8 protein-coding genes and 1 tRNA gene are annotated in these 13,854 nt (G+C 51.7%); 4 read left to right on the top strand and 5 right to left on the bottom strand.

Features of this window, described 5'->3' with window-relative positions:
* Entirely contained in the window at positions 1 to 423 is a 423-nt protein-coding gene (locus ACN0YN_RS02640) for a BlaI/MecI/CopY family transcriptional regulator (protein ID WP_417383426.1), read from the bottom strand.
* 210 nt (positions 424 to 633) lie between these two features.
* Here ACN0YN_RS02640 and ACN0YN_RS02635 point away from each other — a divergent pair, with 210 nt between their 5' ends.
* Positions 634 to 969 carry a hypothetical protein gene (locus ACN0YN_RS02635; protein WP_417383425.1) on the top strand — a complete coding sequence of 112 codons (336 nt, stop codon included), beginning with the start codon at positions 634 to 636 and terminating at the stop codon, positions 967 to 969.
* Positions 970 to 1,141: 172 nt separating this feature from the next.
* On the opposite strand, the gene ACN0YN_RS02630 is transcribed toward ACN0YN_RS02635, so the two are convergent.
* Positions 1,142 to 1,226: transfer RNA gene (locus ACN0YN_RS02630), tRNA-Ser, on the bottom strand.
* A gap of 268 nt (positions 1,227 to 1,494) precedes the next feature.
* On the opposite strand from ACN0YN_RS02630, the gene ACN0YN_RS02625 reads away from it, so the two are divergent.
* Positions 1,495 to 2,148 carry an ATP:cob(I)alamin adenosyltransferase gene (locus ACN0YN_RS02625; protein ID WP_417383424.1) on the top strand — a complete coding sequence of 218 codons (654 nt, stop codon included), beginning with the start codon at positions 1,495 to 1,497 and terminating at the stop codon, positions 2,146 to 2,148.
* Between the two features lie 22 nt (positions 2,149 to 2,170).
* Here the strand turns inward: ACN0YN_RS02625 and metH are convergent, their stop codons facing one another.
* The 3 genes from metH to ACN0YN_RS02610 form a co-directional block, all read right to left on the bottom strand.
* A complete protein-coding gene (gene metH, locus ACN0YN_RS02620) occupies positions 2,171 to 5,875 on the bottom strand; it encodes a methionine synthase (RefSeq protein WP_417383423.1) in 3,705 nt (1,234 codons plus the stop codon).
* Positions 5,876 to 6,083: 208 nt separating this feature from the next.
* A complete protein-coding gene (locus tag ACN0YN_RS02615) occupies positions 6,084 to 9,635 on the bottom strand; it encodes a hypothetical protein (RefSeq protein ID WP_417383422.1) in 3,552 nt (1,183 codons plus the stop codon).
* A gap of 290 nt (positions 9,636 to 9,925) precedes the next feature.
* Complete coding sequence (locus ACN0YN_RS02610; RefSeq protein WP_417383421.1) at positions 9,926 to 11,290, bottom strand: DUF1501 domain-containing protein; 1,365 nt, start codon at positions 11,288 to 11,290, stop codon at positions 9,926 to 9,928.
* Positions 11,291 to 11,591: 301 nt separating this feature from the next.
* On the opposite strand from ACN0YN_RS02610, the gene ACN0YN_RS02605 reads away from it, so the two are divergent.
* A complete protein-coding gene (locus tag ACN0YN_RS02605; RefSeq protein WP_417383420.1) occupies positions 11,592 to 12,920 on the top strand; it encodes an asparagine synthase-related protein in 1,329 nt (442 codons plus the stop codon).
* A 3-nt stretch (positions 12,921 to 12,923) separates the two neighbouring features.
* Positions 12,924 to 13,844, top strand: a complete 921-nt coding sequence (locus ACN0YN_RS02600) for a radical SAM protein (RefSeq protein ID WP_417383419.1) — start codon at positions 12,924 to 12,926, stop codon at positions 13,842 to 13,844.
* Positions 13,845 to 13,854: the final 10 nt, after the last annotated feature.

Here is a 13,854-nt window from a genome sequence, read left to right as displayed (position 1 = left end):
TTAGTCCTCCAGATTCTGATTCTGTTCAAGACGTTCGATGAGAGCTTTGAGTTCCTCAATTTCTTCCGGACTGGTGGGTTGACTTTCCAGCAGGGATGCCACAATGGCGACTGAGTTTCCACCAAATATTCGTTGTCTGAGCTTCTGCAAAATATGACGATGAGTGGTTTGGGGACCTTGTGCCGCACGGTAAGCAAAAGATTTGCCTTGTCCTGACTTCTCCCGTTTTACGAGACCCTTTTCAGACAATCGATTGAGCAGCGTAAGCACAGAACCATGAGCCATCGGCCGATATGACTCTAATTGCTTTCGGATTTCACCAGCCGTCAAAGCACCTGCATTCCAGAGGCAAGCCAGAACTTCAAGCTCTGCTTCAGGTAGATCTTGAGAATCGGTGTGACCACTCCTGGAATTCTTTGCCATTGAAAATCTCCTGAAGCTACTGGTGTTTCATATACCGCATCAATTTAGACACACGTCTTTTTACAGTCAATACGTATTTAGACATTTGTCTAATTTATTAAGAATAATCTGATTGATTCGTTTTCAAGTAGAATTGAGCAGGGGCCATGAATCACGACAGTCTCATGCCTTCGTATTCGCTGGATCTTTGCCTGGTGGAGCTCCATTGAAGTGTGGTATCAGAACCATTTCTTCGAGATTGCCACAAAGCTCGGATACTCGAGGCCAGTTGATGTCCGCTATCGTGATGAAATCCAAACGCCTTCTATTGTAGTATCCTGGATTGATACCGGTCACCAGTGTGCAGACACAAGGCGGCAGGAACGACAGGCGTCCCTGGCACATAAGATCGTGCACTGCCAGGGGATGGACCTGTTTACTCGCCCTGTTGCACATCTTGCTGTGGTTTCAGCCGCTCAGATGGAAAATCCTCATCGCCATGCGGACGCGTGTGATGCACGATGTGATACGAAAGCTGCTGGCGATATGGGCGATGGAAAATTCTAGCGAAGCCTGCTGGTAAGCCTGGAGCTTCGCGTTGCTGACCAGAGATGGGAAGCGTGACGCGTCTCATACTGATCTGATTGGCACAGTTCTGAGACAGTCATGTGTGCCAATGAAAAATGGTCGCTGCAAAACACGATAATTCCAGTGTTTGCAACGACCATTATTTTGAATACGGAGAGGGGGGGATTCGAACCCCCGGTACCTTGCGGCACGCCGGTTTTCAAGACCGGTGCAATCGGCCACTCTGCCACCTCTCCTGCAGCCCGAAATTCCTTGAAGGACTGGGCTTCGGTCAAAAGTATATAGACTCGTGCCAAGCTTGTAAAGTCTCATATTTGTTCTGTTTCCGCAGCTTTCAAGCTGAAAACCCACAGGTATCCAGTTAAACCGAATTTACTGCATCTGACTGCATCATCCAGCCACGAAAAATTCCTTTTCGCACTTCTCTGAGACGATTCTTCGACTAAAACGGACTATGATACTCTTTTCACCCCGTTTTAATCTCACTGTCAGAGGAATCCAGCCGTGTCGGAACGTGGAACAGTCCATCTCAATATGATCGTCACCAAAACCGGCGACCAGGGACAAACTTATCTGAATGATGGCTCGCGTGTTTCCAAAGCCAGTCCGCGGATCAAAGCCCTGGCCTCGATCGAACAGGTAGCTGTCAAACTAGGCTACTTCATTCACGCCTGTGAAGACCAAGTGCTGCAAATACAACGGCCAGATAATCACACCTGCCAGATCCAGCTGACACAGCTGGCCACTTCATTTCAGCAGGAAATGTACGACATCGGCTCAGATATCAGCACGCCGATCACCGACGGAGAAGAACGCGGACGATTTCCCCAGGAATCAGTCGAAGAACTGACCGCACTGATTGCCAGCCTCACACCGGCTCTGGAACCACTGGATTCCTTCATTCTCCCCCAGGGGAGTCTGCGCGTGCTGATCGCGCACGATATCCGCACGCTGGTACGACAGGCAGAAATTCAAGTCTGGGGCATTGAAGAAGCAGTGAATCCTGCCGTACCTCAGTTTCTCAACCGACTGTCCGACTTCTGGTTTGTACTCGGAAGAATACTGTTCGCCGAGGAAAATCAATCGGGAGGAACCGAAAATCAAAAATGGGAACCCCGACAGAAGCAGGACCGGGGCGTTCGCATCGATCCAGCCTGAGTCCTCCCCTGCCCGACGACAATTAATCCATGAGCACCGGCCGCAACCAGCGTTCCATGTCTTCCAGGCTCATTTTCTTCCGTTCTGCCAGAGATTCCAGCTGATCCCGATCTATTTTTCCTGTGTGGAAATAACGAGATTCGGGAGCGGAAAAATACCAGCCGGACACAGCGGCGGTCGGATACATGGCGAAATGCTCTGTCAGATTCACACCGATCTCTGCTTCCGCATTCAGCATCTGAAACAGTGTTGCCTTCTCTGTATGATCGGGACAGGCGGGATAGCCGGGGGCAGGACGAATGCCCTGATATTCTTCTTTGATCAGTGATTCATTATTCAGGGTTTCGTCCGCAGCGTATCCCCAGAATTCTCTGCGGACGCGGGCATGCAGATGTTCGGCGAACGCTTCGGCCAGTCGGTCCGCCAGTGCTTTGACCATAATGCTGTTGTAGTCATCATGTTTCGCTTCATACGACTTCGCCAGCTCCTCAGCACCAATGCCGGCTGTCACGACGAAACCACCGATATAGTCCTGCTGCCCGCTCTCTTTGGGAGCGATGAAATCGGCCAGAGACATCAGCGGCTGTTCTTCCTGTCCGCGTTTACGCACCTGCTGCCGGATATGATGCAGATCTGCAATCACTTCACTCCGATTTTCATCAGCATAGACTTCAATATCGTCTCCCTGCACTCGATTAGCAGGCCAGAAACCAATCACGGCTCGCGCTTTGAGCAGTTTCTCGTCAATGATCTGCTTCAGCAGCGCCTGTCCGTTTTCGAACAGATCGCGGGCGGCTTCACCAACGACCTCATCTTCCAGAATACGTGGATATTTTCCAACCAGGTTCCAGCTGATAAAGAATGGCGTCCAGTCAATGTATTCGACCAGTCTCTCCAGAGGATAATCATCGAGCACCTGCGTGCCGGTGAATGAGGGCTTCGGTGGAGTATAGTTCTGCCAGTCGATCTGTATTCCTTGTGTGACTGCTTCCGCGTAAGGGACCGGAGTTCCCTGTGGTTTGCGATTGGCGACCCGTTCGCGCACCGTCACATATTCAGCTTTGATTTTCGCGACATAGTCATCATGCTGTTCTTCCGAAATCAACGCAGCCGCAACTCCAACTGCACGTGAGGCGTCGGGAACATAAACGACCTGATTGCGCGTGTATTGCGGTTCAATTTTCACCGCCGTATGCGCTTTGGAGGTCGTGGCACCGCCGATCATCAGAGGCAGATCCATGCCCAGACGTTCCATTTCAGCGGCGACTGTCACCATTTCATCCAGCGATGGGGTAATCAGACCCGACAAGCCGATCACATCACACTGTTTTTCCTGAGCGGTTTTCAAGATCGTCTCACAGGGAACCATCACCCCCAGATCGATGACTTCAAAATTATTACACTGCAGCACGACCCCCACGATATTTTTGCCGATATCGTGTACGTCCCCCTTCACGGTCGCCATCAGAATGCGTCCGTTGGGTTTGCTCTCTTCCTGTTTCTCCATCTCGATGAAAGGCTGCAGATAGGCTACCGCCTGCTTCATCACACGCGCCGACTTCACCACCTGAGGCAGGAACATTTTCCCCGCACCAAACAGATCACCGACCACATTCATGCCGTCCATGAGCGGACCTTCGATCACATCCAGCGGGCGATCCAGTTCCTGTCGAGCCAATTCTGCGTCTTCCACAATGTAAGTGGAGATCCCTTTGACCAAAGCGTGTTCAATCCGTTTGGTCACCGGCAGCTCTCGCCAGGAGAGGTCTTCCATTTTCGTGGAACCGGCTTTGCCGTCCCCCCGGTACTGCTCGGCGATCGCCAGCAGCGCTTCGGTTCCTTCCGGCGTGCGATTCAGGATCACATCTTCGACTTTGTCCTTGAGTTCCGTCGGCAGATCATCATACACGGCCAGCTGACTGGCGTTGACAATCCCCATATTCATCCCGGCCTGGATGGCGTGATACAGGAATACGGAATGGATTGCTTCGCGGACCGGATTATTCCCGCGAAACGAGAAGGAAACGTTGGAAACCCCGCCGGAGACGCTCGCGTACGGCAGATTCTGACGGATCCAGCGCGTGGCTTCGATGAAGTCCACGGCATAGTTGTTATGCTCGTCGATACCGGTCGCAACCGCGAAGATGTTCGGGTCAAAGATGATGTCCTGAGGTGCGAAATTGACTTTATTCACCAGCAGGTTGTATGAACGCTCACAGATTTCTGTTTTTCGCTGCTGGGTATCAGCCTGTCCTTCTTCGTCGAATGCCATCACGACCACAGCCGCGCCATACTTCAGGCACAATCGTGCCTTCTCCAGGAATTCGGCTTCCCCCTCCTTCAGGCTGATTGAGTTCACAATCGGTTTGCCCTGAATACACTTCAGACCGGCGACGATGACCTCCCACTTGGATGAGTCCACCATCACGGGCACCCGTGCGATTTCTGGCTCGGTCGCGACCAGATTCAGGAAGATCGTCATCGCCTTCACAGCATCCAGCATGCCCTCATCCATGTTGACATCCATTACATGGGCGCCGTTCTGAACCTGCTCTAACGCGACTTCGAGGGCCGTATCGTAATCGTCTTCCTTAATCAGACGTTTAAATCGAGCCGATCCGGTCACGTTACACCGTTCGCCGACGTTGACAAACAGGCTGTCTTTCATGACGTTAAACGGTTCCAGTCCGGAAAGTCGTAATGCAGGCTCAATGTCCGGAATGGGGCGCGGAGCATGATTTTTCATCGCTTCTGCGATGGCTTTGATATGCGCCGGCGTCGTACCACAACAGCCTCCCAGAATATTCAGGAAACCACTGCTCGCGAATTCGTCGACGATCTGTGCCATCTCTGCAGCTGACTGATCGTATTCACCAAATTCATTCGGCAGACCGGCATTCGGATGCGCGGAAACGTATGTGTCAGCGACGCGTGAGAGTTCTTTCACATACTGACGCAGTTCCTGGGCACCGAGTGCGCAGTTCAAACCAATCGAAAACGGTTTGGCATGCGCGAGCGAATTCCAGAACGCTTCTGTCGTCTGGCCTGACAGAGTTCGTCCGGAAGCATCGGTAATGGTCCCGGAGATCATGATCGGCAACTCAATGTTTTCGCGCTCAAAATAGGTCTTCACAGCGAAAACAGCCGCTTTTGCATTCAGCGTATCGAAAATGGTCTCAATCAGGAGCAGGTCGGCCCCTCCCTTGACCAGGCCATCAATCGATTCCAGATAATTCTCGACCAGTTCATCGTAGGTCACATTGCGGGTACCCGGGTCATTCACGTCGGGAGAGATTGAACAGGTGCGGCTGGTCGGCCCGAGAACACCGGCGACCCAGCGCGGCTTATCCGGATTTTCCGCGGTAATCTCATCGGCAACCTCTCGCGCCAGCCGCGCTGATTCCTGATTGAGCTCATGAACCAGTGACTCCATCTGGTAATCACTCTGAGACAACCGGGTTCCATTGAACGTGTTTGTCTCGATGATATCCGCGCCTGCTTCCAGGTATTCGCGGTGAATTCCCCGAATGATTTCCGGTTGGGTCAGACTCAGCAGGTCATTGTTCCCCGCGATATCCATATGATAATCGGCGAACCGTGCCCCCCGGTAATCGGCCTCTTTGAGCTTATGGTTCTGAATCATCGTGCCCATGGCTCCATCCAGAATCAGAATTCGTTTCTGAATAGCGGCGTAAAGAGCTTCAATGCGTGCAGCGCGATCGGACATACCTGGAGAACCTGTATTTACTGTTTATAATGGGGATGATTTTTTGATTTCACCGCATTTCTGAAATCATCGTGCCCATTAACAGAACAGATGCACAGACCCGACGCGCAGTCAGATACTGATAAGACACCAGTTCTGACCACCAGGGTACGGTGACAGCAGGCATTTTAGCAGATCATCTGAAAAGCGAAACCGCTCGTGCACTGCTTTATTCAGTAGACAGATTCAAATCGTCACCCGGTTGCGCACCGATCATGCCAGACAGCTCTTCCAGGTACTCCGGAGAGGATACATGAGCCAGTTGATTCTCAACCCACTCACGTCGTTCCGGAATATACAGGCGGGTCACTTCCCGGTCGTATCCCGGATGCACGGCAAAAGCATCCAGGTAATCCAGATGACGTCGCAGCAGTGCGGTTTCCCGTTCCTGTCGTGCCAGGAGACGTTTCTTATACCAGTCGCTCTTCAGCAGCGACTCTCGGGTAAACAGGGTCCGGACTTCAGGATCATGAATCGTGTGTCCCTGCCAGTTCCCATGCGCCATAATGGAGAGAATCGCCTGCAGCGGAGGACAGGCCTCTTCATAGGAACCATCCTCGAAATACTGCAGCGCGACACGCTGTTGTGCTTCCGCGATATACAGGATGCCATCCACAAACGATTCCAGATCCTGTTTTTCCGGCTTGAGAATGGTTTCGTCAAAGACTGATGCCGGGTTATCGAACACACGTCCAAAGAATCGCAGCAGGAATTTGTAAGTGATGCGATATCCCAGTCGACTGGCGGGGATCTGTTGTCCCTCATGTTCGAAGTCTTTGATCGGTTCCAGCAGCCCCTCTTTGATGAGGAATTCCGCATCGCGTTCTTCGGGTGACATGCGGCACCAGATTTCAGGAATCAGCAGGCTGATATCATGATCAACGCGCACATTCGGCCCGATGTGACCGGCGGCTGTCGAAAAGCCGGCATATCCGGTCAGGATAAATCCAACCAGGGCACTGTTCAAATCAGCGGCAGGACGTAACGCGTTGAAAGGTCCTTTTGTCAATGCCCCTTCACTGCCGGCACCCGTTGTGGAAGGGCTTTTCCCTGTCAGCGAACAGACAAAGTCCATGAACAGTTCGGGCAGTTCCTGGTAATGAATGGGCGAATAAACGGCAAGACTGCGAATTCCCTTTTCCTTTTCCGGGGGATTGTTACGACGTCCCAGCATCACCGCATTGACGGGATTATGTACCGGCTGATCGGCGGGAATGGCGCGGAATAATCGCGTGGCCATTTTGGCAACGTAGGTATTGAATGGTTTCACCAGGTCAGGACGAATCTGCAGATAGCGTGGATTCTTGGTTGGCTTCCCGTCAATCTGACGTGGATTCGCCGAACAGACGACGTAACTGCTGTTCGATTCTTCTGCAGCCTTCAGCATCTCCTGCATGGGCGCACTGAAGGCATCAAAGTCGACCACGTACTTGCTCATCTCACGGACCTGCTGGTTCGTCAACGGTTCAAAGTTCGAGATGAAATTACCCGTTCTTGACAGGTCGGCTTCGGTCTGCTTGTCCAGACCACGGACGATGGCATCGTCGGGCCGCTGAAACAGGCGATACTCGCTGTTAATCACAAACTTACAGCTTTCGGATTTCTCCCCTTCGGCCAGATGGCTTAAAGCCCGTGCGGGTACCACAACCGAGGCGCTGATGTCGTCCTCGGTCTGAATTTTCATCGAAGCGATGAAATCCTGACGAACTTTAAATGTACGCCACCCGGACAGCGAAAACAGTCCGACCCGCAGATACGTTCCCACCAACTTGCGTTCCCGGTACTTTAATTCATGACCGTAGGTGCCGTTCACAATGTCCACACCAAAATGACTGTCCCAGTCCTGTCCCCAGTCAGTCCAGTAAATTCGTTTGATAATGAAGACCAGCGCACGAATATGATCGGGAATGGCATTCAACCACTCGTTGAATTCTGCCGTGTATGCGGGAGAGGGAGTCAGCAGTTTGATCACACTCCCCAGTGAACGAGTCTGATCGAGCACCTTGCGGCTCGGGCGCAGATTAGGATGGCCTTCCGGTAGTGGCTCCAGCCAGCGGTCTGAATAATCTTTCTCGATGATCTCGCGGACGTACTCCATGTCTTTTTCATAGTTAGAAACAAACACGGGACCATACAGCATGTAATCTGTCAGCGACTTACTGATTTCACTCTTACCCCCGCCGGAAACAGTACAGGGCTTATGGCAGAAAATCCCTTCGCCCGTCGTACCGACAATACGCCACGAGGGAGCCGCCGGGTGCTTTTCCATCCGCAGGTGATACCCGGAAGGAGCCATATAGACATTGCCGGGAAGCAGAGGAATTGAATGCTGCTTACCATCGCGGGTCCAGCGGATACACTGCTCAGGCAGACTCGCGTAGGCATCTTCCGGAATGTAGATCAGTTCGGGATAATTCTGATCAACCCCGTACCCCTCTTCTTGACCGTCAATGTGATCTCCATAGTCGCCCAGGACGTCTTTAAAGGTACGCCCGTTATAGCGAACGCTGTTCATCTGAAAGCCTTCACCCAGGTTGTAACTGGGATAGGCCATCGTACCCCCGGCGTGCTCTTCTTCCGCATTGCCAAACAGATTCGCGGAGTAACTGATCTGTGTTTTGACTTCTTTTTTGCAGTAACCGAAGTAGTTGTCTGCAATCAATGTCACAATCACACCCGCATCGGTACGGCAGGTCATCTTGAATGCCATCCCGTCGTTGTAGAGTTCGTCTTCTGATTTCCAGCACATACTGTCGCGCTGCTGGCGTTCGGTTGCATCGTCCCAGTGAGGCAGACCGACTTCTTTCTTGGTCAGCTTTGTCAAATGCGGCGCCAGGATGACCGCACCGGTGTGCCCGGTCCAGTGCATCACATCCAGACCGGAATCGTTGATCGGCACATAGGGATCGCCGGCGTTTCCAAAAATCGATTCCACGAAATCCAGGTTGCTCACCAGTGTTCCGGGAGCGAAAAACCGCACTTCCATCCGTTTTTCGGGAGTCACGCCCTTCACTTCCGGGCAGACAATCGGACGCAATAACAGTGAAGCCCAGCCTGAAGCGGGCTCTTCCTGCCGCGACGTAAACGGAAAGAGCTTCAATTCCTCAGGAGGAGCCATGGCCGTTTCGAACATTTTCACGAAGGTCGCCCGGGGAACGGCTCGTTTATCTCCGGCGATCGGCAGTCCGCCTTCGGTGACATGAAACGTTCCGACGGTTGTACGCCGGTCGTGCTTCGGGTTATGGAGCACTCCGTTTTTGACCCGGTATGACTGAACCAGATCGCTGAAGAATTCATCGTGCTCAATCGGAAGTGATAATTCACGTGCCAGGCCAAAACGATCCAGCACCAGTGTGCGCCCGGGTAACTTCAGTTCATCGCCCCCGGGAACGTCACTGAAATGAGTCTGCAGAAAACTCTCAATCCGCTGATCCGCCGGGCAGCGATGATTCACCAGCAGACGGTTTTTCTGACGATGGTTTTCCAGCAGCCCTTTGGCAACTTCTGCAAAGGTACGATCGGCATCTGTCAATGCAGCCGGATAGCCATTGGCGATCAACTGCAGATTCAGGTATCGCAGAATTTCATCACGATCTTCATTACAGGTCGAGTTTCCGTTCTCATCCAGTCCCAGGGCCTGACGAAAGGGTTCATTGGTTTTATCGGTACTGATTTTCAGAGACCGGGGAGGGGAAATGCGTGGACCGTCGCTGTTTAACATGATGAAATGACTTCTGGAAAAATGAAGAGCGGTTAAGAATTTGGGCGTTTCGAGCGCACTGAGAGCGGGTATCTGAAGAGATCCGGGCGCAAGATCAAAGCCTCAGTTTAGCCTGCAGTATATTCGAAAATATTGTAGCGTCAACGGTTCACATTCACAGTGCCTGCCCCGCAATTGAGAAACAGCAAAACGCTAACCAACTATCTTAAAAAGACTTAGAAATCAAATTTCCTCACAGACTGCTGGAGGCTCAATGAAGCACGATCGCAATCAGAGCTTTTGATGAAGCATCAGTACAGTTCATGGACCGGCTGTTTATCATCGTCAATCAGATAGCGTGGACGACCGGAGAGGTCGGTGATTTGAGCAGTGGCGATATCGATTCCCAGATTCTGATACAGGGATGCGAAGATTTCCTGAACATGCACGGGGCGATCCAGAGGGACTCCGCCAACGCGATCCGTCTGCCCCACGACCCGGCCGCCCTGAATTCCGCCCCCCGCCAGCAGTACGGATTGCGTTCCCGGCCAATGATCGCGGCCCCCTTTGGCATTGATGCGCGGGGTTCTGCCGAACTCACCCCAGACAATCACGGTTGTCTGCTCCAGGAGGCCCCTTTCTTCCAGATCCTGCAGAAAGACGGCCAGCGCGTGATCGAAGACCGGCAGATATTTTCGTGACAGATATTCAATTGAGCCTTCACGATTGGCATGCCAGTCCCAGGCACCAAATGCGACACTCACACAACGCACCCCTGCCTCGACCAGACGTCGCGCCAGTAATAAATGCTGCGGGCTTTGCGGGGCACCACCAAAACTGGGATCAGTCTTCTGCAGTATCCCATAGCGATCGCGCACCGACTGAGGTTCCTGTTCCAGATCCATGGCGGCAGCGAAACGCCCTGAAGAAAGCATCTGAAAAGCCTGCTCCTGAAAATTATCTATCCCGTCTGCTGCAAAATTCACTTGTTGCTGCTTCACGGTTTCCAGCAGAATACGACGCTCACGGAATCGATTCAGGTCAACGCCATTCAAAATCAGATCTGATTTGACATCTCCTTCCAACGCGAAGGGAACATGCTTGTAGCCGGTAAATCCAGGCCAGGACGGGTTCCCCTGCAGATGACTCCCATTATTGTTGTACGGGTTGTAACTCATCTTAGGAGCGGCATCGACGTACGGAATCATCCCTCCATTACCTGGTCCCAGCAATTGAGAAACAATCGAACCAAATGTAGGCCAGCCACCAGCAGGCTCTCCATCTTCAGTTCGTCCGCCGGCACGCCCGGTATAACACTGGAACGACTCATGGCGATTTTCCATTCCGACCAGAGTCCGTACAACAGAAAACTTATCGGCAATCGCAGAGAGTTTCGGAAGCAGTTCACAAAACTGAATTCCGGGGACGCGCGTCTGGGTCGCCGCGAAAGAGCCTCGAATCTCGCTCGGAGCAGACGGCTTCGGATCAAAGGTCTCAAACTGTGTTGGCCCACCCGGAAGATAGATCATCACGACTGACTGCTGTTTCGAAGCATGAGGCATACCGGCAACTGCTGCAGGCAGTCTTCCCAGAGAAAGTCCCCCGGCAACTCCCAGAGAGCCAAGTTGTAGAAATTGTCGTCGTGATAGTTCTGCGGTAGACAAAAAACGACTCATAAATGATCTCCTATATGTACACGCAGGCTATCAGACGACACGGGATATCTCAACCCCAGACTTGTTTTACCGCGCGTGAATGAGATCGTACCTTGCTCCTGATCAGATCAGTTATAAGCCAAAAGCCAGGTCATTTTAGTCGACACATAAATAGTTTTCTCAAAAAGGAAATTTTGATAATAAATACAAAAGATTATTAAAAACGGGATGGATTTTCTGCGATCAGTTACATATCCCTGATAATATCAGTACACTATGAGCCATTCAGATAACCCATTTTAAATCTCAGGATTAGATTTAAATGATTCATGAAGAATATGTGGAACGTCTAGTTAATCTGCTGGACCCTGACGCCAATTTGATCTTCAACATGACGTTTGAAGAAGCCACTGAACTTGTTGGCACAGGCTCCGCTGAACAGGTGCGTCAAATTGACGGACAGTTTGCCCTGGTTCACAAAGAGGGCACATGCGTTCGCATGGCACGGTCGATCGGCAGACCGATGCGTTTCTTTCTGGCGAAACGTACAGAGGGCCCCTGCCTGATCATTGCCGAACGGATTGATGAAATCTATGAATTTCTCAAAAGTGAAGGTCTGGATGATCAGTTTCACCCTTCTTATACGCGAATGGTTCCCGCGCACTATATTCTGGAACTGCAACTGATCGGCTGCCCCGATCCGAATCCCAAAACGACCCGCTATTTTACGCCTGCCCGTAATCGACTGCCCCATCAACTGGATGAGATCGGGAAAGAATATATCAGCGCAGTCTCGCAAGAAATTCACAAGTGGCTCGATTCGATACCACCACAGCAACCGATCGGGGTACTTTTCTCCGGCGGTGTCGACAGTGGTGCGATCTTTCTTCTGGTCTATCATGCTCTGCTGCAGCGGAAAGAATCTCCCTCCCGTCTGAAAGCCTTTTCTCTCTCCATCGATGGTGAAGGCAGCGACTGCAGGCAAGCCAGACAGTTTCTGGAACAGATGAATCTCAGCTTCTTTCTGGAAGTGATCGATGTCCCGCAGGAAAGCCTTAACTGCGAAGAAACGATACGCATTGTAGAGGATTACAAGGAGCTGGACGTTCAGGCGGCAACCATGACCTATGCCTTGTGCAGAGAGATCAGGAAACGTTATCCCCGCTGGAAATATCTGATCGACGGGGATGGCGGAGATGAGAATCTGAAAGACTATCCCATCGAAGCAAATCCGGAACTCACGATTCGCAGCGTATTGAATAACCTGATGCTGTATCAGGAAGGCTGGGGAGTCGAAGCCGTCAAGCATTCCCTGACCTATTCAGGCGGTCAAAGTCGCGGTCATGTCAGAACCTATGCCCCGGCACGCAGTCTGGGTTTTCATGGATTCAGTCCTTATGCATTGCCAAACGTCATTGAAGTTGCAGAAGGCATACCCTATGTCGAACTCACAGAATGGAACCATGAGAAGCTTTACGCTCTCAAAGGTGACATAGTCTGTCGTGGCGTAAAACAGTTGACTGGACTTTCCATGCCCGTCTATCCAAAACGACGTTTTCAGGAAGGCGCCGTAAATCGCGAATCCTTTCATTCTCTGTTTTCCGGCTCAGAAAAATCTTATCGTCAGACCCTGCTCTCACTTTATGAGTGATGCATGCGTATCTCGACCTTCACCGATCAACAGATTCTCGCAGCGCGCCCGCCTAAAAACAGCGTTACGCCACAACAACCGTATGCGTTTCTAAATGAAATTGAGTACCAGTCAGCGGGACAGACCGCCGACATCTCAACCATTTTCCTGACGAACCGGGAATGCCCGTTTCGCTGCCTGATGTGTGATCTCTGGAAAAACACATTAGATGAGTCGCTGAAGCCGGGACAGATTACCGAACAGATCCGCTTTGCTCTGGAGAGACTGCCTCCTGCGCGGCAGATCAAGCTGTATAACAGCGGAAATTTTTTCGATGCCAAAGCCATACCTCCGGCTGATCTGCCTGAGATAGCCAGCCTGGTACAAAACTATGAACGGGTGATTGTGGAAAATCATCCCCTGCTCTGCAATCAGTCCTGCATCGATTTCCAGCAGCAGTTCCCAGGACAACTGGAAATCGCGATGGGGCTGGAAACCGTCCATCCGGAGATACTGCAGGCGTTAAACAAAAGAATGACACTGGATGACTTCGCCCGCGCCAATGAATTTCTGTTAAAACAGGGAATTCAAACCCGCGTTTTCATTCTTTTGAAGCCCCCCTTCATGGAAGAACAGGAAGGCATTGACTGGGCAATTCGTTCGGTAGAGTATGCTTTCGCTCAGGGAGTTTCCTGCTGTTCTGTGATCCCGACACGTGCCGGGAACGGCATGCTGGAACAACTGGAACAAAATGGTCGGTACAGCCTGCCTGCATTTGCTTCCATCGAAACCACACTGAAGTCCTGTCTGCAGCTCAATCAGGGGCGCGTCTTCATGGACCTCTGGGATCTCGACCAGCTTTATCAGAGTGAACCTGATCTGCAGCAGCGTCTGTCAAAATTACAGCGGATGAATCTGACACAGACCATAGTTGTTGACGACTGAGAGGGCTGCT

The sequence above is a fragment of the Gimesia sp. genome (genome assembly GCF_048260065.1).
Taxonomy (GTDB): Bacteria; Planctomycetota; Planctomycetia; order Planctomycetales; family Planctomycetaceae; genus Gimesia.
Note: the sequence above shows the minus strand (reverse complement) of the source record. Positions and strands in the feature narration are given on the sequence as shown.